23 protein-coding genes and 1 tRNA gene are annotated in these 21,512 nt (G+C 57.8%); 16 read left to right on the top strand and 8 right to left on the bottom strand.

The window, feature by feature from the left end; translation table 11 throughout:
• Positions 1-38 precede the first annotated feature (38 nt).
• The gene (locus BBKW_RS05435) at positions 39-791 is read right to left on the bottom strand and encodes a nucleoside hydrolase (RefSeq protein WP_228428942.1); all 753 of its coding nucleotides are present in this window, start codon (positions 789-791) and stop codon (positions 39-41) included.
• Between BBKW_RS05435 and BBKW_RS05430 the strand changes: the two genes are divergently transcribed.
• A complete protein-coding gene (locus tag BBKW_RS05430) occupies positions 778-1,992 on the top strand; it encodes a DNA-methyltransferase (RefSeq protein ID WP_034256997.1) in 1,215 nt (404 codons plus the stop codon). The two genes, BBKW_RS05435 and BBKW_RS05430, sit on opposite strands and share 14 nt — an antisense overlap.
• On the opposite strand, the gene BBKW_RS09955 is transcribed toward BBKW_RS05430, so the two are convergent.
• The gene (locus tag BBKW_RS09955) at positions 1,989-2,339 is read right to left on the bottom strand and encodes a hypothetical protein (RefSeq protein WP_070097856.1); all 351 of its coding nucleotides are present in this window, start codon (positions 2,337-2,339) and stop codon (positions 1,989-1,991) included. The two genes, BBKW_RS05430 and BBKW_RS09955, sit on opposite strands and share 4 nt — an antisense overlap.
• A gap of 172 nt (positions 2,340-2,511) precedes the next feature.
• Between BBKW_RS09955 and BBKW_RS05420 the strand changes: the two genes are divergently transcribed.
• From BBKW_RS05420 to BBKW_RS05390, 7 genes are all read left to right on the top strand, one after another.
• Positions 2,512-2,587: transfer RNA gene (locus BBKW_RS05420), tRNA-Val, on the top strand.
• Between the two features lie 440 nt (positions 2,588-3,027).
• The gene (locus BBKW_RS11120) at positions 3,028-3,159 is read left to right on the top strand and encodes a hypothetical protein (protein ID WP_003834774.1); all 132 of its coding nucleotides are present in this window, start codon (positions 3,028-3,030) and stop codon (positions 3,157-3,159) included.
• A gap of 108 nt (positions 3,160-3,267) precedes the next feature.
• Positions 3,268-3,459, top strand: coding sequence for a hypothetical protein (locus tag BBKW_RS05410; RefSeq protein ID WP_033501897.1), 192 nt, complete (start codon positions 3,268-3,270; stop codon positions 3,457-3,459).
• An 82-nt stretch (positions 3,460-3,541) separates the two neighbouring features.
• A complete protein-coding gene (locus BBKW_RS05405) occupies positions 3,542-3,982 on the top strand; it encodes an FHA domain-containing protein (RefSeq protein WP_033501898.1) in 441 nt (146 codons plus the stop codon).
• Positions 3,983-4,079: 97 nt separating this feature from the next.
• Positions 4,080-4,703, top strand: a complete 624-nt coding sequence (locus tag BBKW_RS05400; protein ID WP_033501899.1) for a MerR family transcriptional regulator — start codon at positions 4,080-4,082, stop codon at positions 4,701-4,703.
• 109 nt (positions 4,704-4,812) lie between these two features.
• Positions 4,813-5,181 carry a hypothetical protein gene (locus tag BBKW_RS05395; protein WP_033501900.1) on the top strand — a complete coding sequence of 123 codons (369 nt, stop codon included), beginning with the start codon at positions 4,813-4,815 and terminating at the stop codon, positions 5,179-5,181.
• Positions 5,182-5,630: 449 nt separating this feature from the next.
• The gene (locus BBKW_RS05390) at positions 5,631-6,029 is read left to right on the top strand and encodes an integrase (protein ID WP_229027391.1); all 399 of its coding nucleotides are present in this window, start codon (positions 5,631-5,633) and stop codon (positions 6,027-6,029) included.
• On the opposite strand, the gene BBKW_RS05385 is transcribed toward BBKW_RS05390, so the two are convergent.
• Positions 5,998-6,648: a GyrI-like domain-containing protein gene (locus BBKW_RS05385; protein WP_033501902.1), complete on the bottom strand. Its 651-nt coding sequence runs from the start codon at positions 6,646-6,648 to the stop codon at positions 5,998-6,000. The genes BBKW_RS05390 and BBKW_RS05385 overlap by 32 nt on opposite strands.
• Positions 6,649-6,651: 3 nt before the next feature.
• The gene (locus tag BBKW_RS05380; RefSeq protein WP_033501903.1) at positions 6,652-7,137 is read right to left on the bottom strand and encodes a zinc ribbon domain-containing protein; all 486 of its coding nucleotides are present in this window, start codon (positions 7,135-7,137) and stop codon (positions 6,652-6,654) included.
• A 958-nt stretch (positions 7,138-8,095) separates the two neighbouring features.
• Here BBKW_RS05380 and BBKW_RS05365 point away from each other — a divergent pair.
• Complete coding sequence (locus BBKW_RS05365; RefSeq protein WP_033501905.1) at positions 8,096-8,920, top strand: PAC2 family protein; 825 nt, start codon at positions 8,096-8,098, stop codon at positions 8,918-8,920.
• A 99-nt stretch (positions 8,921-9,019) separates the two neighbouring features.
• On the opposite strand, the gene BBKW_RS05360 is transcribed toward BBKW_RS05365, so the two are convergent.
• Positions 9,020-9,904 carry an undecaprenyl-diphosphate phosphatase gene (locus BBKW_RS05360; RefSeq protein WP_033501906.1) on the bottom strand — a complete coding sequence of 295 codons (885 nt, stop codon included), beginning with the start codon at positions 9,902-9,904 and terminating at the stop codon, positions 9,020-9,022.
• Positions 9,905-10,104: 200 nt separating this feature from the next.
• Here BBKW_RS05360 and BBKW_RS05355 point away from each other — a divergent pair, with 200 nt between their 5' ends.
• Positions 10,105-10,896: a fructosamine kinase family protein gene (locus tag BBKW_RS05355; RefSeq protein ID WP_033501907.1), complete on the top strand. Its 792-nt coding sequence runs from the start codon at positions 10,105-10,107 to the stop codon at positions 10,894-10,896.
• Positions 10,897-11,064: 168 nt separating this feature from the next.
• On the opposite strand, the gene dnaJ is transcribed toward BBKW_RS05355, so the two are convergent.
• A complete protein-coding gene (gene dnaJ / locus BBKW_RS05350) occupies positions 11,065-12,216 on the bottom strand; it encodes a molecular chaperone DnaJ (RefSeq protein ID WP_033501908.1) in 1,152 nt (383 codons plus the stop codon).
• Between the two features lie 53 nt (positions 12,217-12,269).
• The gene (hrcA, locus tag BBKW_RS05345; RefSeq protein WP_033501909.1) at positions 12,270-13,403 is read right to left on the bottom strand and encodes a heat-inducible transcriptional repressor HrcA; all 1,134 of its coding nucleotides are present in this window, start codon (positions 13,401-13,403) and stop codon (positions 12,270-12,272) included.
• A gap of 335 nt (positions 13,404-13,738) precedes the next feature.
• Between hrcA and tkt the strand changes: the two genes are divergently transcribed.
• The 5 genes from tkt (at position 13,739) to BBKW_RS05320 (ending at position 20,566) form a co-directional block, all read left to right on the top strand.
• A complete protein-coding gene (tkt, locus tag BBKW_RS05340; protein ID WP_033501910.1) occupies positions 13,739-15,847 on the top strand; it encodes a transketolase in 2,109 nt (702 codons plus the stop codon).
• Positions 15,848-15,939: 92 nt separating this feature from the next.
• Complete coding sequence (gene tal, locus BBKW_RS05335; protein WP_003834796.1) at positions 15,940-17,043, top strand: transaldolase; 1,104 nt, start codon at positions 15,940-15,942, stop codon at positions 17,041-17,043.
• A gap of 470 nt (positions 17,044-17,513) precedes the next feature.
• The gene (locus BBKW_RS05330) at positions 17,514-18,875 is read left to right on the top strand and encodes a tyrosine-type recombinase/integrase (RefSeq protein ID WP_231858449.1); all 1,362 of its coding nucleotides are present in this window, start codon (positions 17,514-17,516) and stop codon (positions 18,873-18,875) included.
• A gap of 128 nt (positions 18,876-19,003) precedes the next feature.
• Entirely contained in the window at positions 19,004-19,669 is a 666-nt protein-coding gene (locus BBKW_RS05325) for a nucleotidyltransferase family protein (RefSeq protein ID WP_033501911.1), read from the top strand.
• A 384-nt stretch (positions 19,670-20,053) separates the two neighbouring features.
• Positions 20,054-20,566 (top strand): hypothetical protein, encoded by a 513-nt coding sequence (locus BBKW_RS05320; RefSeq protein WP_231858448.1) that lies wholly within the window; start codon positions 20,054-20,056, stop codon positions 20,564-20,566.
• A 135-nt stretch (positions 20,567-20,701) separates the two neighbouring features.
• On the opposite strand, the gene BBKW_RS05315 is transcribed toward BBKW_RS05320, so the two are convergent.
• Positions 20,702-20,908: a hypothetical protein gene (locus tag BBKW_RS05315; RefSeq protein ID WP_193786604.1), complete on the bottom strand. Its 207-nt coding sequence runs from the start codon at positions 20,906-20,908 to the stop codon at positions 20,702-20,704.
• Positions 20,909-21,093: 185 nt separating this feature from the next.
• Between BBKW_RS05315 and BBKW_RS05310 the strand changes: the two genes are divergently transcribed.
• On the top strand, positions 21,094-21,510 hold the full coding sequence (locus BBKW_RS05310) for a hypothetical protein (protein WP_014484997.1): 417 nt from the start codon (positions 21,094-21,096) through the stop codon (positions 21,508-21,510).
• Positions 21,511-21,512: the final 2 nt, after the last annotated feature.

Raw genomic sequence — 21,512 nt, 5'->3', positions numbered from 1 at the left:
GGAGGCGTCACCGTTGGTGGCCGCATATTATCGGGTCGTCAACCGCGTGCGAACAGCGTCAACTTGGCGAAGAGGTCCTCGAGAATGAATCGACTGTCAATGCTGTCGTAGATGCGTATCGTTGGGCGAGACGGTATGAAAGCAGTGGAGCTGTCCGGCTTGACTAATGGTGCCGGCGCGTAATGGAATTCGCCGCAATCATGCTTCATCGCCAAGCCGACGGCGGGCGAATCTCCCAATGACCAGCTTTCTCCCGAAGTCCAGAACGCGAAATCACTGTCATTGTATTTCACGAGATTGTCGAACAGGAACTCGCCGATAGCGCCCGCATCGGCAAGCTTACATTGTAGTTCGGCAATGCTCACATTCATCGTACGGTAGACCTGATAAGGCACCAGCCAGAGATTCGCACCACTGGTCAGCACCAGATTGGCGCCTTCCACGTCGTTGCCGGAATTGAATTCGCGAATGGCTTCCTCATCGTTGCCGGGAAGCTGCGTGCCGATCCAGATGATGGTCATCCGGCTGACGATTTCCGGGTGCAGCTTGATGGCGGCGGCCACGTTGGTGATGGCGCCGAGGCACAGTACGAACAGCGGATGGGTATCGGTGCTCAGAGCTTCGTCGAGAATCGCGCGCGGTGCGGGATGTGCCGGTCCGTTCGGGCGCGCCCCTGCCGGATGGGATGGAGTGCGCGCGGGCGTTCCTGTATGTGGGCGACGACGACCTGCCGCGCCTGTCCCTGTATCCGCCGGTGTGGACGCATACGCACGGCCTGTGACGGACATCATCGAATTCGACCATGGGATCCGGCTGTCGCACGGCGACTGCCGGGATATGCTGGCCGGGCTTCCGGAGGGGTGCGCGGACGCGTGCGTGACGGACCCGCCGTATGAGATCAATTTCATGAACCGGGCGTTCGACCGGACGGGGATAGCGTTCGACCCGGAGTTCTGGCGGCTCGTGTATCGCGCGCTGAAGCCGGGCGGGCATGTGCTCGCGTTCTCGGCGTCGCGCACGTATCATCGCATGGCGTGCGCCGTGGAGGATGCGGGCTTCGAGATCAGGGACCAGATCGACTGGATCTACGGCAGCGGCATGCCGCACGGTTCGGATGCGGCGCGCCTGGTCGACGACCGGTTGGGCGTGGAGCGGCGTGTGACGGGCACGTACACGACCCGGGGCACCGGCTACCGGTCGGGCGGCGGGTTCGGCGTGAGCGCGACGAACGGCGGGGATGCGCCCCGCGAGTGGGATGTCACGGAGGCGACCAGTGATGAGGCGAAGCGGTGGGATGGGTGGAACACGGCGTTGAAGCCCGCGCATGAGCCGATCGTCCTGGCCCGAAAGCCCCTGGACGGGTGCCTGGCGGACAATCTCAAGGACCACGGGTGCGGCGCATTGCATGTGGACGCGTGCCGCGTCCCGTTCCGCGGCGAGGATGACCGGGCGAAGGCCGTGCCCGGCACGGTCCGCGTCCGCGACAACAAGGTGTACAACAGGGCGCGTCCCAGTCCGCCGTACGATGCGGACGCGCGCTTCCCGCCGGACGTGCTCCTCGACCCGGCGGCCGCGGACGTGCTGGACGCGCAGAGCGGCGTCACGGCCAGCCGCAAGGGACGGCCCCGCGCCAGCATCAAACCCGGGGCCGGGTGGGGGATGACCCATACGGGCTCCGAGTACGATGACGCGGGCGGGGCGAGCCGGTTCTTCCCCGTCTTCCGGTATGAGGCGAAGGCCCCGTCGTCGGAGCGTCCCCAAGTGGACGGCGTATTGCATCCGACGGTGAAGCCGGTCGCGCTGATGCGCTGGCTGGTCCGTCTGGCCGTCCCGCGGGACGGGCTGGTGGTGGAGCCGTTCGCCGGTTCGGGCGCGACCCTGCAGGCGTGCGTCATGGAGGGCGTGCGCTGCGAGGCCGCGGAGATGGACGCGGATTACATACGGCTGATCCGCGAGCGTATGGGGCGGGACATGCAGACGGGCCTGTTCTAGGCGGGTCCGCCGACGAGGCGGAGCAGCCCCTGCGGGTCGATGAGCGCGCGGCGCGGCGTGGGCTTGCGGTAGGGGAGCGTCCCGTCGCCCATGAGCCGGTGGACGTGGCGGGTGCTGACGCGGAGGATGCGCGCCGCGGCCGCCACGTCGGGCCAGCCGTCGATCGTCTCGTACGTGTCCAATGGGACGCCGGTGGCGTGCATGGCGTCGTCGGCGCGGATGAGCGTGACCCGTCGGGTCGGATGGTAAGAGGGGAGGCGGAGGTCGTAGACGTGGCGGAGGCTGCAATCCAGGAGTTCCGCGAGTTCTGCGGGACGGTGGAGTATGGGCATGCTGACGACGGTCATGACCGTGCGTATGCGTCGGCGCGACACGCCGATTTGCGTGTTGGACGCGGGTGCGTGTAATGTACCAACCCGTGACCTGCTGAGGTCACGAAAGCCGGGGAAGCCAATGCTTCCAAGGGTTTCCGCAGGTTTCGCGGAGAGCCGCCGGATGAATATAACGGAATAGGTGCTTGGGTGATTGGCGCAGCGGCTAGCGCACTTCCTTCACACGGAAGGGGTCATAGGTTCGATTCCTATATCACCCACCATCGGGCGGCACGATGTGTCGCCTTTTTTGTTGGTTCCACTGGGATTCCGCGCTTTCGTCCGGCGTGTCGGAAATGGATGGCGGCTGTCCGGTTTGGACGGTGGTTCTCACGAGGTGTCCAACCCGTTGAAGCCGACCTGGCTGAATATCGGGCTCAGGCCGCAGTCAATTCCTATGTGGTGAAATGTATAGGTGCGGATAAATCCCAGATTGACTCCATGCAAGGAGATGGCTATAGGATGACGCAACAGAGTGACGTGGTGGCCGAAGCTCATACACTCCGGCCAGTGCTCCCAATTCAAGAACAGCCGATGATTTTGCTATAAAACGAATGGTTGAGCAATGATTTCAGTCTGACAAATCTCTATATTGATACTTGTCAATAACAGAAGATGGTAAGACGCAAGGTGCGTCAAGGAAAACGAGTACTAAGGAAATAACATGAACAAGAATCAGATTTTCTCCGCAATCAAGCGTGGTTTTGAAATCAGTGGCATCAACGCCCTGTCCATGGCGGCCGGTTCTCCGTCCGTCAACAAGGCACTGCAGGAAATGATCGACGAGCAGCGCTGAAATCATTCTTTGTAATATAAATCTTTGAATGTAGATTTAAGCCCGGTGCACACGCTGTATCCGGGCTTTTTCCTACTCTTCCAGGGTGTGCGGCTACAATGGCGATTTGTGGGTGACAAAGCATTGAATCTCAATCAGCCGGTCAAAGACATGGGACCGAACGAGCTGAAGGCTTATGCCAAGCTTGGTGAACAGCAGCATGACGAGGCAAATCGTGAGCTGGAACGCCGTTGGCGCAGCTATGATGACATGCTGCCGCACGACCAGTTCGTGTCGATTATTGACAAAACTGAGGGGTGAAGCCCGCTTTACGGTGTATGATTCGTGACTATGCCGGTCTCAATACCGGCTATTTGCAAGGGTAATGACTAGAATGGCGACTATGACTGATCCGATTCCAAGCGCAGGTGAAACGACCATCATTGGCCTTCCTGCAATAACTGTACCGGTTACTTCCACCGGAGACCGTCCTCTGACGAAGGAGGACCTTGAAACCATTATGCGTCTTGCCGACGGCACGGCGCTGCTGATCTCGACTAGGGGAGCGGTATCGGGGTCGCGGTATCTTCTCGATGAGGATGAGATTACCGTCGGCCGTGATCCGAGCGCCGATATTCTTTTGGATGATTCCACGGTTTCCCGTGCCCACGCGGTGTTCCGCAGGTTGAATGGTAGGTATTGCGTCATTGATGCGGGAAGCTTGAATGGCACGTATGTGAACCGTCAGCGTGTTGATCAGCAGGAACTTAAGAATGGCGATGAAATCATTCTTGGCAAGTTCCGTCTGGTTTATTTCGATAATAAGGCCGTCATTGCTAGTTGATCCGTGTGATGCGGGATAAACTGTGTACATCAGCTTCGCGCCCATGGGCTTCATACGGAGGCTCATGGGCGTTGTTTATATGTCGTAGGAGAATGCGATGAATGAGGCAGAGCCAACAATGCGGTTGCATCTGCATATGCCGACTGCGGTACAGGGGGAGTTGTTTCCCGCAGGCGATGCGCAGCCGGTGACACGTGGCTATAAGGGTTCAGTGGCATCGAGAGTGGCCGGCATCACTTATCGTCAGCTTGATTATTGGGCGCGCCGACAGATTGTGGAGCCTTCCATCACTCCATCGCATGGGTCTGGGTCGCGTAGACTGTATTCGTTCAAGGATGTGGTGATTCTTGCCGTGTCAAAAAAACTGCTTGATGCGGGCATCAATCTGCAGAATGTGACGGCTGCCATCGGTTTTCTAGTGCAATGCACTGCTGAGCAGCTGGAAAACATTACCATTATGTGCGATGGACAGCATGTGCACGAATGCACGGACAGCGAGCAAATGGTGGCGCTGTTGCAAAGCGGTAGGGCGGTGTTCGGAGTATCCATGGGATCCCTGTGGAAGCAAATTAGGGATGCTCTTGAACGCGAGGAGTATGTCGATTTATCCACGATGTCTTCCACTGCGGACTCGACCCGTCCTGTTGACGACATCGCTGCGATGCGCATGAAAAAGAAGCTTGATGCGAAGCGGCAGGCGCGCACCGCGGTTTCACTGTAATATACAGGTTTGGCGCATACCGCATAGGTCGAACAGGCTAAATTGGGTTATACATGGTCATCGATACACGGTAGATATGTAGAGACAGATTACAACAGGGGAGTGTCGCATGCTTGATATCCTGCCGGCATTGCTGTGGATTGTTGCAGCAGTCATTGCGGTGAACATTTGTTCGATTACCGCGATTCGTGGAAATATCTTCTCAAAAACCAGGCGAGACGTATATCCAGTACGTTGGTCGATTGTCGGTTTGCACTTCACCTCATTGGTTATTGGCGCCTTGCCATACCCGGTATATGCGATGTTCAAATCTGGCTTTTCCGCAAAATTCCAGCATTTCTATGAGCAAGTAGGATGGCCGTCAGCCGCGCTGATGATTTTGCTGATCGCAGCGGAGCTGGTGTTTATGTATCTGCAGGCCAGAAATGGCATGAAAAACGAAATGGAAAGAAAACTCAGACGAGCCATCAAAGGCTGACCGTAAAAGACGTCCAGCGTGGCGAAAATGCCACCCGCCATACCGTTGGATTATATCGAGCAAAGTCCTGAAAGGGGACATGCTGACAGAATCCAACGATGTTATGTACAGAAAAGAGTGTCAGCCGAGGGTTGTCACACTTTTCTGACATAACGTACATTATCGGCTAACTATTCGGGAATCTTAAAAACGGCTTAATTTCAACGGTCTTCATTTCGCACAGGTAACTGTGGATGCCTCTGGGTGGCCCGTTGTGGCTACGCATTTGGCTACGCATTTCACACGACGGGAGACCAACGATGGCAATGGGTGGCGGCGGCTCGACATACAGAAGCGCCGATGGAATCTGGCACGCCGCAATAGACATAGAGCCCGACAGGGCCACCGGGCGCAGGCGGCGGCTCACGGCCCAAGGCAAGACCAAGGCGGTGGCGAACGCGAGGCTCAGGATGAAGCTGGACGCATACGTGCGCAAGGGCTTCACGCCGAACTCGCCGTCGCCGCGCCTCATGGACTGGCTGGAGACTTGGTACCACGAGCGGGCCGAGGCCAACCTGCGTCCGAACAGCAGGCGAAGCTACGAGAACGCCATCGTGCGGCTGAACAAGATGGCCGGCGCGAGGCGCATCAACTCGCTGGGCCATAAGGATATGGCCGACATTCAGGACGGCCTGAAGTGCTACAGCCCGAAGACGGCCACAATCACTTGGTCCGTCCTGAAGAACGCGCTTGAGGCCGCGCGTGACGAAAACCTCATACGGAGGAACCCGGCCAAGATGGTCCGCCCGGTGAGCGCTTCGAGCAGTTCGCTGAAAGTCAACCCACCTTCACTACCGGATGACGGATGACGGTTTTGAGGTTTTCCGGTTTTGCTCGGCGCGGATCGGATATGTAGATTTCGTGATGTCGGCGGGCGTCGGAGAGGTCGAGCTCGTAGCCTTGCGAGCGCGCGTAGTCATCCAGAATCGCCACGGTTGCGGGCTCGTCGTCGTACGGGCCCTTGTGCATGACCTGCGCGACCACGCCTTCATCGAAATCGAAGAGATATGCGCGATCGACGTCGGATTCCGGGTGTTTGGCGGCAAACGATGCCTTGGCCAACGCAAAGACCTTATCGGTCACGAATTCCGGCAGACGAATCATCGAAGTCCAATGGAAGTCGGCTTTGTGCGCGTAATCGACGCCGGGCACACCCTCTCCCATGCTCCATAAGCCCTCCAGCGGAGGCACGGTGTAGTCGAAGTACCCGTCGATATGCTCGGCCGGGTTCTTTGACTTCTTGCTCATTTTGACGGTGAACGAAATGCCGTAAAGCAGTTGCATCGCCTTGGCGTAATCGCCGCCTTCTTCGTTCGGGTCGCCCACACCGTCCACCGCGACGAACCGCATCGCCGGTACCATGACGATGGCCGGCATGGTCTTCGGCTGATACAGGTCCTTATACTCCTTCTTATAATCGAACGCCATCGCTCATTCCCCTTCCGCCACCGCATCGATCTCGTCCCGACGCCGCCACCGCTTGAGGTTTGGCAGCAGCGCCGACATGCAATCCTCGGCCTGTTCGACGCTGATATGGCAGGATTCCGCCATCATCGGCGCACACGCGGCGACCAATTCATCGCTATTGGCATAGTCCTGAAGAAAAACGCCGTCGCCATAGCAGTAGTTGCAATAATCTCCGCTTCGCGTTCCATCCGGTTCGGTGCCATGGTCTTCCGGGCGATAGAACGGCATGGCGCAACTTTGGCAAAAACCGTTGTCCGGCATCTCCATAAGCCTCGCCATCGGCACCTCAAAACGGGTGCTGATAAGCCGAATCATGTCGATGCTCGGATCTGCCGTTCCCTTCTCCCAGCGGGAAAGCGCCTGTTGAGTGACGAACAGCTCGTGCGCGAACTGCGACTGCGTAAGACCTCGCTCCTCGCGCACGACTTTGATAACCTGACCGATCGACATGACTACCTCCCGACATCGGAAAACGATTCGAGCGCCTCGCTGTGCGCTTGCTGATTCCATTCTAAGGGCATGGCCCGTTCGCCAAGCGCGGGTACAACAAACCGTTGTTCGCGCTTGCATCCCGGAGGAAGAAACGGCTCGGTCGAACCTATTTCTTCTCCGCACCCTTCAATTCTCCCGGTTCCTCTGACTTCAGCGTCTCCGCGCGGGACATCGTCGGGTAGATCGAGGGCCCCGGCCACTGCACCATCGCCAAGGCGACGAAGCGCTCCGTTCTGTATGCGCCCGCTTCGATTGCGGCTCGCGCAACGGCCTGACGGACACTTGGCGCGTGGTGCCGGGCGACCGTCTCGTGACGTTCGAGCCCGGCTGTCTGCCGAAGTCATGGCGAATCTCCGCCGTGAGGCGCAACGCCGCCGACCTGAGTCTGGTCGTCAACGACCCTGTGACCGGCGAACCCGTCGAACCCGATCTCATGGCCCTTCTGAGGGATAGCTGCTTCGACTTCGACAGGAGCCGCGAGACGCCGGAATGGCAGGGCTTCTGGAGGTCGGAGCGCGGCGCGGTGGCCTACCGCGCCGCGTCGGGGCTCGTCCGCAGATGGACGCCGGGTATGATGAAACCGACCCACGGCAAGGGCAATGCAAACCGAGGCCATGGGTCACTTCATCTCCATAGCCAATTGTCATATACGGGTTTGGCTACCTTTAGCAGGCTTCGGTCCAGACCGCTGATTAGCATGACTTCAAACCGTTGAAATAAAGCCATTCTTGAAGCCAGGTCGAATCACTGTCGCACAGCGTACATTATCGGACAAAATGAGAAACGGTTGAAGACGCTGTGGAAAATAGATCGCTAACTGTTTCGTTGACTGTCTGCAGTGATATCGCAAATGCTCGTCATTCACCGACGGCAAAAGCGTGTCGCAGCCTCTTCGGTTTCGTTATACATTTGAAACATGTGTGAGGAGATGACAAGACGAACGACGATATTGATCGCCGCATTCGAGGGTTGGAATGATGCCTGCCAGGCCGCGACGAATGTCATACGGCATCTTGTATCGCGATATGATTCACAGGAGGTGCGTCATATCGACAACGAGGGTTTTTATGATTATCAGGTGGCCCGTCCGATGATCTGCTCGGTACAGGGACGTAAGCGAATCATTTGGCCGCAGACCACGTTTTATGACATTGATGTCTCCCCTACGATGCATTTTCTCGCGCAGATTGCCCCCGAACCGAATTATCGTTGGGAGGAATACTGCAGGCAAACATTGCGTATCGCAGAGGACTACGATGTGAGCGATATCGTCACGTTAGGATCCATGTTCGACGACTGCCCTCATACGAGGCCTTTGCCGCTTGATATTTCCAAGAATGGCTGCGAAAGCGAGCCTGACAAGGAATATAACGGTCCTGTGGGTATCCCTAACATTCTTGACGCTTTTGCGTCGGATGCGGGATTTCGGACCACTTCCATATGGGTTTCCGTGCCTCATTATTGCGCCAATACGGAATGTTTGCAGGGTACGCTTGAGTTGGTTCGCGCATTGTCGCTTCTGTTGGAGCATCCGATTATCGAGGGTGATTTGAATAGGAAGGCCGCAGAATGGCGCAAGAATGCTGATGAGATTGTCGAGCAGACGCACGCTGGCGATTATCTTGCCTGTTTGGAGCGGGATTACGATTTGAACGCTCAGGCGCAACGTATCGCGTCGAATGGCATGCCGGCATGTGAGGAATTGATTCACGAGGCCGAATCGTTCTTGCGTGGCAATTGACGTTGCAGCTGACGATAGGCTGTCAATATACAAGTTGGGCCGACCATCCTGTGATGATCGGCCCAACTTGTTGTTTGTTGTTCGCTTATCGGACTAGGTTCACGCTGCAGCCACGGCCTCCAGCGGAGAGAGCACGCCTGTGATCAGTAGCAGTGCCACGACGACAGCCAAGCCGATGCGGTAGATGGCGAACGCCTTGTATGAGAATGTGGATACGAACTTCAGGAAGCCGATGATCACCACGTAGCCGACTACGAACGCCACGATGGCTGCGGCGATGGTCGGACCCCAGCCCGGGAACATGCCGGCATCCCCTGCCGCAACATCCTTAACGGCCGATACGGCTTCCAGAATGCCTGCGCCGAACACGGCGGGAATGGCCATAAGGAAGCTCACGCGGACGGCTGCCTCACGGGTGTACCCCATAGCGCGGCCGAAGGTGATGGTGCCGCCGGAACGAGAAACGCCTGGAATCAGGGCGAGCATCTGGCCGATGCCGAAGATCAACGCGTCTTTCCAGGTCATTTCCTTCATGGTCTTGACCTGCTTGGAACGAGCATCGACCACCCACAGCAACACGCCGAATAGCACAAGCACGGTGACGGTGATCCACAGATTGCGCAGCGATCCTTCGATGGCATGCTTGAATAGCAGGCCCGCAATCAGAATCGGCATGGTGCCGAGGATAATGAACCAGCCCATCTGGGTATCCGGATTGTGCGCGCCCATGCGGCTTTTGAAGTCCTTACCCTCCTTGCCGAACAGGGAGCCAAACCAAGCACCGAGAATACGGATGATGTCGTGACGGAAATACAAAATCACGGCAAGCTCGGTGCCAATCTGAATAATGGCGGTAAACGCGGCGCCCGGGTCAGATCCCAGCATCAAATCGCCGATGATGCGGATATGGGCACTGGAAGAAACCGGCAGGTACTCGGTCAGTGCCTGCACCAGCCCAAGGAAAATCGCTTGGAAGAAATTCATGAACCCTCTTTTACATGTATTAATGGTTTCGTCTGCTTTTCCGCATTCAAGACTAGCGAGAGGGGTCTAATTTTTCACTATGGATCCTTGAGTTGTCTCAAACCATGCACACAATGGTGCCAAAATCTATCGGAATCTCGCCAGCGACTCTACATAGTTTCGCAAACGTGGCGCATGATGCAAAAGAAAGGCCTGGCATTATGAGCAAATACCGTAAAAGCAGAGCATTCAGCCCGGAAGGTTTCTTCGAATGTGAAGGCCGTGGCCTGCAATGGCTTGGTGAAGCGAGCTCCAAGGGAGGTCCGCGTGTTGTGGACGTATACGATTGGGGCAAGGATTATCTCGATATCGAGCGTGTGAACGCCTGCGGGCCGACACTGCAGGCCGCGCATGATTTTGGTGCGTCCCTCGCCCACATGCACGATGCTGGCGCTGATTATTTCGGATCCGCTCCGGCCGGCTATACGGGAACCTGCTATTTCGGCCCCCTGCAGGATCCGGTTCCTATGGATACCGGCGAATGGGATGACGTGGCCACATATTTGGCCGAAGGCAGGCTCCGACCGATGGTACGGCTTGGTATGAAACGTTGCGAACTGACCGACTACGACATGGAATTGACTGAAGACGTCATTGAAGCGCTGCCTGAAATACTGGGTAAAGCGGCTAACGATAAGCCTGCGCGTGTGCATGGCGATTTGTGGAGCGGCAATGTCATGTGGTCAGCCGATTCCGGATCTGTGGAAGCGGTGCTTATCGATCCGGCAGCGCATGGAGGGCATCGTGAAGAGGATCTCGCCATGCTTGACCTGTTCGGCATGTCGTATCTGCGGGACATTCTCGACGGATATCAGTCCGTGCACCCGTTGAAGGCGGGATGGCAGGAGCGCACCACATTGTGGCAGCTCTACCCCATCGCTGGACATTGCGTGTTCTTCGGTGGCGGATATGTAAACCAGTATCGCGCCATGTGCCGGTCATTGCTCAAATAAACACGTAAATATGTCTAATGATTGACTGTTGTAGGCGCGAGACAATCCGCTTGCTACAGCAGAAACATTGAAAAATAGCCGGTTGCCTCAATTTTTGAAGCAACCGGCTATTTGAATGCGATCTAGCGCTGTCCTCTCATCGGAAGTACGGCATTAGAACAGGGAAACTCAGCGCAACGCATCCTTTAACTTGGAGAAGAAGCCCTTCTTCGTTCCGGAGGTCGGACGTGCGCTTACCGCAACATGTTGGGCATCTGTGTCATGTTTTTCTGCGAACCGTTCCATCAAGGCGCGCTCGTCGTCAGTGAGCTTTGTTGGAATCTTCACTGCGATATGCGCCACCAGATCGCCACGCTCGTTCTTGTTGTTAAGATGTGTGACACCCAGATTCTTCAAGGTCACAGTGTCGTCAGGCTGGCTTCCTGCAGGCACGCTCACCGACTGCTTGCCGTCGAATGTGTCGATCTCCAGGTCATGCCCCAGCACGGCCCAGCTCATCGGCACCCGGATCCAGCAGTGCAAATCATCACCGTCACGAGTGAAGGTATCGTCCTGAGCGATACGGATATCGACATACAGGTCGCCGGCAACACCGCCGTTTTCACCCACTTCACCCTGATTGGCGAGACGTAGACGGGTATTGTTCGTCACACCGGCAGGCACGGACACGCCGACATTACGGGTGACGCGCACGCGACCATGACCAAGGCAGGACGGACACGGATTTTCGATAACGGTACCGTGTCCTTCGCAGCGTTCGCATGGCGCAGTGGTCATCATCTGGCCGAGCATGGTGCGTACCACGCGCTGGGCATAGCCTTGTCCATGGCAGTTGGGGCATTGCACGGGCTGAGTGCCTTTCTGGCATCCTGTTCCGGCGCATTCCTGACATAGACCGAACGTCTTGATCTCAACATGCGCGGTGTCGCCGAACACCGCCGTCTTCAAGTCGATGGTTATCGTGGCAAGTGAGTCACGTCCTGGCTGTGTACGCGGGGTCGGTCCACCGTTGCCACCGCCGAAGGCACCTCCGGTGAACATGCTGAAGATGTCTCCCATGTCGCCGAATCCGCCACCGAATCCGCTGCCGCCCATACCTCCAGCATTTGGATCGTTCGGATCCACACCGGCATCGAACATCTGACGCTTCTGCGGGTCGGACAACACTTCATAGGCGTTATTGACTTCCTTGAATTTGTCTTCGAATTCCGGACCTGCGATATCGGGATGATATTTGCGGCTCATCTTTCGATAAGCTTTTTTGATCTCGTCGTCGCTTGCGGAGCGGTCTACGCCCAGCACTTCGTAATAGTCCGTCACGGTTGTTCTTTCTCCCTATTGCTTTTCGCGTGTCATTGTGCCATAAGGCGGGGTCAGCTGTTGGTTTGGTTTTCGTCGTGCGCCACGAATGCGGTCAGATATCTGGCGACGGCACGCACTGCAGCCATGGTTGCCTCGTAGTCCATATGCGTCGGTCCAATGGATCCGACGAAGGCAATGGGCTCGCTGGAATCCTGCGCTGTAATGGTGCGATCGCTGGCTTCTCTCCCCTGTTCTTCCGCAGTCTCGCCTTTTGTGGTGTCGTCAACGGTTGCCGAGGTTCGACCGTATCCGCTGGTCACTACGGATGCATGCAGTAGACCAGGCGTGTGCGTTTCGGATCCGATGGCCACTCCGACTCCATTGGATTGCGTGGTTTCACTCAACGAGCTCATGAGTTTCATGAGCACGACTTGCTCTTCCAACGCATCGAACAATGGTGCGAGATCGGCCACGGTGCGCTGGTGCGCGAGCCGTGAGGTTCCTGCCATGTAGAGTTCGCTCGCGCACTCGTCGTCGGCCATGCCATCGAAAGCTTGAGCAAGCGTTTCCGCCAATTTGCTGATAGAGCGGTATTCCTTGCGGGACGACATTTGCCTGACATAGTCCGCGGTTCGAGTCAAAGAAACGCTGGCGCACTGCGCGTTGATTTCGTTGACCAGATGCGACAGCACCGTGGTGTCCGGCAACTCGGAAACGTTGAGCATATGCTGCGCCACTCGGCCGGTGTCGGTGATGACGACGGCCAACAAGGTGTTGATTGATACGGGAACGATTTCGATATGCCGTAACGTCGATTTCGCCAACGACGGTGCCGCCACGACCGCGACCTGACCGGTGATCTGCGCCAGAAGACGGGCTGCGCGCTGCAAGGTGTCCTGCAGATTGACGGATCCCGACAAAAAACTGTTGATGCCACGGCGCTGCGCTTCGGACATCGGCACCACTGTGGCCAAACGGTCCACGAAGTATCGGTACCCTTTTTCCGTTGGTATGCGCCCTGCTGACGTATGGGGTTGAATAAGGTATCCCTCATCTTCCAAGGCGGCCATATCATTACGGACGGTGGCCGAGCTGACGCCCAGATCATGATCTTTGGTCAAGGTGGTCGAACCAACTGGCTCCTGCGAGCGAATATAGTCCTCGACGACGGCACGCAGTACCAACATACGTCTTGACTGCGTCATGCGTGCCTCCTCTACATATGCGATACGACTCAAATGCTTCTCCCATTGTATTAGCACTCGCGCCGCGCGAGTGCTAATCGGTTCGCTTCCAGAGTACTTGTTTCTTGTTTTTCCCGATAGCAATCTCCCGAAATGCTCGTCATGCCACTAATCGAACAGGACGATCGCACGAGAATGTTAATTGTGAGCGTTAACAGAACACAAACTACCAAAACACGCCAAAAATCCATCACAACGTCACCTCACGTCGCTACTATGGAAAACGCAATGTGAGGGCGTCGAGCGCTCGGCACAAGCCGGATACGCGGCCCGACCAATTGGAAGGAAAGTAATCCATGACCGAATTCAAGGAGACCGAGCTGGACGAGCGCGCCATCAAGATGGCCAAGGTCCTGTCGGCCGACGCGGTTGAGCGTGCGGGACACGGCCACCCGGGTTCCCCCGTCTCCCTGGCGCCTATCGCCTACACCCTGTATCAGCATTTCATCAAGCATGATCCGAACGATCCCAACTGGGAAGGTCGCGACCGCTTCATCCTTTCCGGTGGCCACGCCTCCCTCACCCAGTACGTCCAGCTGTATTTCTCCGGCTACGGCCTGACCCTGGACGATCTGAAGAACTTCCGTGGCGGCGCTGACACCCGTACCCCGGGCCATCCGGAATATGGCCTGACCCCGGGCATCGAAATGACCACTGGTCCGCTGGGCCAGGGCTTCGCTTCCGCCATCGGTTTCGCCTATGGCCAGCGCTTCCAGCGTGGCCTGCTTGATCCGGAAGCTCCGGCAGGCGAGTCCCCGTTTGACCACAACATTTGGGTCATCTGCGGCGAAGGCGATATCGAAGAAGGTATCTCCGGCGAGGCTGCATCCCTTGCTGCCAACCAGCAGCTGGGCAACCTGACCGTAATCTTCGATGCCAACCGCATCCAGATCGAAGGCGACACCAACCTGGTTCTGGCTGAAGACGTGCTCAAGCGCTTCCAGGCCTACGGCTGGTACACCGACGAGTTCAGCTTCATTCAGCCTGACGGCTCCTACAAGGAGGATGTCGAGGGTCTGGCCGACACCATTGCCAAGGCTCGTGAAGCTGCCCCGAACCAGCCGAAGCTCATCAAGGTCGACACCCTGATCGCTTGGCCGACCCCGGGCAAGACCAACGATCCGTCTTCTCATGGCTCCAAGCTGGGCACCGAAGCCGTCGCAGGCCTCAAAGAACTGCTCGGCTACGATCCGGAAGAGTCCTTCCATGTCGACGAAGAGGCTCTGGCTCACGCACGCAAGGTTGCTGAGCGCGGTCTCGAAGCCCACAAGGAATGGGACGAGAAGTACAACGCATGGCGCAAGGCCAACCCGGACAACGCCGCTCTGTACGACCGCCTCAAGGCTGGCGAGCTGCCGGAAGGCTTCGACAAGGCCATTGATGACCTTGAAGCCACTTTCGAAGTCGGCAAGGGCGTTGCAACCCGTGGCGCTTCCGGCTCCGTGCTGAATGCTATCGCCGCTGTCATGCCGGAACTCTGGGGCGGCTCCGCCGACCTCGGTGGCTCTAACAAGACCGATCTGAAGGGTGCTGCCACCTTCGCTCCCGCCGAGTGCGCCACCAAGCAGTGGCCGGTCTGCAGCCCGTACGGCCGTCAGCTGCACTTCGGCGTGCGCGAATTCACCATGGGTACCATCACCAACGGCATCCTTCTGGGCTCCCACACCCGTCCGTTCGGCGGCACCTTCTTCATGTTCTCCGACTACGAGCGTTCCGCTGTGCGTCTGGCCGCCCTCATGCAGATTCCGAACCTGTATGTGTGGTCCCACGACTCCGTCGCCGTCGGCGAAGATGGTCCGACCCACCAGCCGGTGGAGCACCTGGCTTCCTTCCGCGCCATCCCGCAGCTTGAGGTCGTTCGTCCGGCCGATGCTTACGAGACTGCCGAAGCCTACCGCTACTTCTTCGAGAAGAAGAACACTCTGCCGGCAGCCATGGTGCTGACCCGTCAGGGCGTTCCGGTTCTCGCTGAGACCGCTGAGAAGGCAAAGGACGGCGTCAAGAAGGGCGCTTACGTGCTCGTCGACACTGAAGGCACCCCAGACGTCATCATCATGGCCACCGGTTCCGAAGTGCAGTGGGCCGTGTCCGCAGCCAAGACCTTGGCTGGTGAAGGCATCAAGGCTCGCGTTGTGTCCGCTCCGTCCCTCGAATGGTTCGAGGAGCAGGACGCCGAGTACAAGGAATCCGTGCTTCCGGCCTCCGTCAAGGCTCGCGTCTCCGTCGAGGCTGGCGTTGCCATGCCGTGGTACAAGTACCTCGGCTCCTACGGCAAGCCGGTTTCCATCGAGCAGTTCGGCCTGCAGGGCGACGGCGCTCAGAACATGATCGACTTGGGCATCACCGCCGAGCATGTTGTCGAAGCCGCCAAGGCCTCCATCGCGGAAGTCGAAGCCGCCAAGTGATTCGACGGGGAGGGGCACAATGCATGTGCCTCTCCCCTTTTACCGCACAATAGATAAAGATTTGATCCAAAAAGGTATCAAGGAGAAAAACAATGACTGAAGCAACTCAGCGCACCTCTGACTCCGGTGTCTCGATCTGGCTGGACGACCTGTCCCGCACCCGTATTGAGTCCGGCAACCTGCAGGAGCTCATCAAGGACAAGAACGTCGTTGGCGTCACCACCAACCCGTCCATCTTCCAGAAGGCTCTGAGCCAGGTCGGCCCATACGATGCACAGCTCAAGGAGCTCGGCAAGGTTGACGTTGAGACCGCTATCCGCGAGCTCACCACCACCGACGTGCGTAACGCCACCGACATCTTCCGTGAGATCGCCGAAGCCACCGATTTCGTCGATGGCCGCGTCTCCATCGAAGTTGATCCGCGTCTGGCCCACGAGACTGAAGCCACTGAGAAGCAGGCTGTCGAGCTCTGGGAGAAGGTCAACCGTCCGAACGCCATGATCAAGATCCCGGCAACCCTCGAAGGCCTGCCGGCAATCACCGCAACCCTGGCCAAGGGCATCTCCGTCAACGTCACCCTGATCTTCTCGCTCGAGCGTTATGAGCAGGTCATCGATGCTTTCATCGAAGGCATCGCCCAGGCTGACGCCAACGGCCATGACCTGAAGCACATCGGTTCCGTCGCTTCCTTCTTCGTGTCTCGCGTGGACACCGCCGTCGACAACAAGCTTGAGGAGATCGGCTCCGATGAGGCCAAGGCTCTCGAGGGCAAGGCCGCTATCGCCAACGCTCGCCTCGCTTACGAGCTGTTCGAGAACAAGTTCGCCAACGATCCGCGTTGGGCTGCTCTCGAAGCCAAGGGTGCCAAGAAGCAGCGTCCGCTGTGGGCCTCCACTGGCACCAAGAACCCGGCCTACTCCGATTGCGTCTACGTTGACGAGCTCGTCGCTCCGCTCATCGTGAACACCATGCCGGAGAAGACCCTGAACGCTCTCGCCGATCACGGCAACGGCGCTCCGACCATCAAGGGCACCTACGAAGAGTCCCACGCCATCATGGCCAAGCTCGCTGAGCTGGGCATCGACTTCAAGGCTGTCACCGACAAGCTGGAAGCCGACGGCGTCGCTTCCTTCATCAAGTCTTGGGATTCAGTCCTTACCGACGTCCAGGCCGGCATCGACCGTGTCAACGGCTGAGCTTCTTGCTTAGGCGTTAGAGCGATTTAAGCTAAAGAAGTTCCCCCTGCCAGAGTTCTGGCAGGGGGAACTTCTTTTATTGTTCTACATGTCTTTCATGTTTATTCCACACGAGGCGTAAAACCGGTAGCCTGCCGAATCGCTTGAATCGCCTGCGCGTCGCACCCTCCAAGGGGGCAACAACATCACCGCTCATGCGCCCTACCTCCTCTCCGGAAGTGGTGCATGATTCAACTTCAATTCTGGATGCCACTATAGCATAGGGTTGCACCGTCGCAAACACCCTAGCTTGGGCGGTATTTCAAGGTTCCTAGGCTTGGCTTTATCGTAGCCGAAGTAACCAAGGACGCTCTAGCCGCGTACCGAAATCGCGTAGACTTGCCGCCTTGTGTTGAGCTGCATATGCAGGTTTTCTTCAATCTCCCTTAAGTGCATATTTGGGTGCACTTTTTGTTCAAGGGAGAGCAATCATGCCAAAAACCAATATTCCAGTGGGGAAAGTCATGTCCAAGCCGCGTAGCCAATGGGGTACCGTCATTCCCCGATACGACGATTCCGGTAGCCTCAGCGCATGGCAGGTTCGTTATCCGAACCCCGTGGATCATGGCAAGAAGGTGCAGAAGCAATTCAAGCCACATCAGGAGCACGAGGCTCATGTGTGGTTGGAGAACGAGCATCATCTGGTCGATCTACATACCAAAGGCATCCAAACGTGGGTTCATCCCCGTGACCGCATGAGGCGGGAACGAGCCAACCAGATGATGTTCAAGGAGTATGTCGAGCAATGGGCCGTCGAATACACGCTGCCCAACGGCGAACGGATAGCCGGCGGAACCAGACGCAACCTGTACCTGGACATCGCCCATTTCATGCCCGCGTTCGAAGGGCTGCGCCTGACGGAAATCAAGCCCAGACATATCAAAAGCTGGTATGACGGCCCGCATCCCGAGGGGCAGTGGTCGTTTCGACGGGCCTGCATGCGGCTCAAGGCCGTGTTCCGCTCGGCCACGACCATGAGCATGAATGGGTCCCCGCCATTGCTTAAGGACAATCCGTTCATCTTTCCGATACCGCCGGAACCGGATTCCGTAAGGGAGGACATACCGCCGGTCACTCCCAAGCAACTGCGCGTGCTGGCCGAGAACATGCCGGATTACACGCGGCTGACGGTGTTTCTCTCCACGCTTGCCGGCGGGCTGCGATGCGGGGAACTCTGCGGCCTGCAAGTCGGTGACATTGACTTGGATAACAAGATTCTGCGTGTGCGCAGGTCGGTCAACCGGGGACATCTGGATCGAGGAGAGGCAAGGTTCGCCAAGACCAAGACCAAGCGCAGCGTCCGGGACCTTCCCATCCCGGACGCCTTGGTCGATATGATTCGCGAGCACCTGCATACGTTCTGCGATTTGGATGACCCCACTTCACCGGTGTTCGTGCCCAGAAGGGTCAAGGTCATGAGCCAGACCACGCTGGAGGCGCAGTTTGCCAGGGCGCGTAAGAAGGCGGGACGCTCCGATCTGATGTTGCATGACCTGCGCGCCAGCCACGCCACCCTCCTGATGCTCAAGGGCGGCACGTTGCGCGAGGTGATGAACCAGCTTGGCCATGCCAGCGAAAAGGTCGCCATCAAGCATTATCAGCGCGTCGTCGCGGAGCACCAACGCCAAATCGTCAACCTACTGGCCGACGAGTTCCTTCAGGAAGCCTATGCGGAGGGGAACGCAGACGGACAGTTTGGAAGACATCGTCAACGTCACCGAGCAAAGGGTGCGCGAACTGACCCGGATGATCGCGGACTTCAAGCAAGTCATCGACGAGCTCAACCTGGCTAGCTGAAAGACGGACAGTACCCCGACAAGGCATCCCGCGATGACGGCACGCCTAATCGGGGAACTGTTCTTTGCTAGACTGAACTTTCTTTGCCCTTTTAACATTGGCTGATGATTGCGAGAGTTTGACGATGATTGATCTAGGTGAATGGAAGCCGCTGGCGATGGCGGCATTGCGAGAGGCGTTTGGCGAACGCTTGCTGTGCATGGGATTGCAGGGTAGTTATCTGCGTGGCGAGGTCCGGCCGGACAGCGACATCGACTTGCTGGTGGTGCTCGACCATGTGGATCTGACCGATCTTGACCACTTCCACGAGGCGATGCGCACGGTGCCGGAGGGAGACAAGGCCGTCGGCTTCACCTGCGGGCGCGACGAACTGGCCGCATGGCCCGCCTATGAGCTCGCGCAGTTCGAGCATGGCACCCAGGTCTGGCATGGCAACCTGTGCGCTTTGCTTCCCGCCTATGGTCCGGCCGATGTCCGGCTGGGCGCGAGGGTGAGCGTGGCGAACCTTTATCACATGACCAATCACACGTATCTGACGACGCGGGAGCTGTCTGCGGATGCCCGTCTGGACGCTTTACGCGCCATGCTCAAGGGGTTCTTCTTCTCCTTGCAGATCGTCCACGCAGTCCGTGCCGGCGTGTTCGTCCCGACCAAGTGTGAACTGCTTGCCGCTCTGGACGACCCATCGGAGCGCATGCTGCTCGCGCACAGCATCGACCCTAGCGAAGCCCGAGAAGAGGATTACTCGGCATTGCAGCAATGGTGCTCAGCCGTTATGCGATCCCTATGATCGGATGAACCAATTCATCTGTCATTCGGTTTTCGGCTGATTGATGCGGGACTGATACAGCAACGCGGCTGCGGTCTGTCGAAAAGTTCCTAAACACTTGGCCCCGGCGACAATCGCCGGGACTTTTCCATATCTGCGTGCCATGCAACAACCATAGCGACATTGACGTTTGGCTGTGGTCGTCGGGTGACGCCCGCCGATTGCGGAGAGGATGCTTCAGACGGGGCTGCGCGACATACTCTCCTCCATCGTCGGGCGGATCGCGGCCCTGGGCCATGCGCTTGCAGCGCATGACATTGCTCTTGGCCGCTCGCATGGCTCGCGGGCATGGGCCGCGTGGAAGCGGACTTGGGGGTTCGGACACCACGGAAAGGACCGATGGATATGACTGGCACCATTGCCCAAGTGCGTCCGGCCGACGAGCGGCTGGCGGAGCGACTGGCCGAGGAATACCGGCAGGCGCGCATCGATATGGGGCCGCGTGAGGCGGCGGCCGAATGGTTCACGCCCCTGCTGAGGAAGTGGCGCAGGCTGCTGGCTGGCAAAGGCGAGGGCTTCACGGCCCGCGAGCAATTGGCGTTGGCCGTGACGCTGGACGCCGACCTTCGTTCTCGCGACACGCTTATCGTGACCGCAATCAGCCCGGAGGTTTCCATGAAGCAACTGCGCGTCATGGTCGAGGAACGATATTCGCTGAAATCGACGGCGCTGCTGGAGCGCGTGTTGGAGGGTTGGTTCCACGCCGGCCAGAAGCCCGACACGATCTTCACGTCCAACTCGCGGTCGGACTCGATGCGCGTGGAATTACGCGCCAACTCCAAGGTAAACACCACCGCCAGAACCACCGAGGTCAACGGCTTGACCGCCACGTCATGCACGTTCACGGCCAACTGGTAAAGCGCCGGATTCCACGTCTCCGGCCCCTGCGACAGCATGCCAGTGGCTATCGAACCGGTGCCACCGCCCCCGATCATGTTGAGCATCGCAACGATGAAATCCTCCATGCCGGGATCCCCGATGCCTCAAACCGGCTCAGCCCAACGCCGCGGCGCTGAAGATCTGCGCCGCCGCGATAATCATGCCGCCGCCCACGATCTGCCACAGGCCCGACTGCGTCTGCGGCCCGTTATGATCCTTCAAACCACCACCGAATGTCACCGCGCCCCACACCAGCCACAAGCCACCGCCAATCGTCGCGAACTTCACGAACAACTCCAGCACCTGGTTCATCAAATCCACAGCCGCACTCCTCCGCACAGGAACGGCACGGCCCACCGCCATGCCTACGCATACGGCCATCCTCGTGCAGTCCCGTGGAATCAGCGACGGACAAATTCACACAGCATTCGTTCAGCATACTTACAGAAATAGGTAAATCAAGACGCTATAGTATTCGCCAAAAGATGCCCGGGAAAGGGAAAAGAATGCAAAATAACGACCAGCAGCAGAATGATCTTTGGATTAAGCAATCTCTCGGCGCTGCTTCAAACTGGGAAGAACTAGACGAAGCCGATCGAGTCTCCCTTCGGAAAGCAGCAGCATGGTACGCAATCATCGCCATCGGATTAGCTATTGGTGTGGGGATTCTCTCATTCACCATTCTGCAAGACGGCGCAAAGGCTACACTCGTGACTTCGTCGCTCGCCATCATTGGCGCGGTCTTTCCTGCGATAGAAAAAGTCGTGTCGGGATCGATGGAATACTTTGAATCAACAAACGAGAAACTTCATGTTGCAAAACTTAAATTGATGCGCAGTTATTTCAACCTATATGCATTGATTCTGGTCGGTGCTGCGCTTCTCGATTTCATTGCCGCAGCATTCCTCGGCCTGTGGCAATAACG

Origin of the sequence: Bifidobacterium catenulatum subsp. kashiwanohense JCM 15439 = DSM 21854 (assembly GCF_001042615.1) — a bacterium.
Classification (GTDB): domain Bacteria; phylum Actinomycetota; class Actinomycetes; order Actinomycetales; family Bifidobacteriaceae; genus Bifidobacterium; species Bifidobacterium catenulatum.
This window is presented reverse-complemented; position numbering and strand designations above follow the sequence as displayed.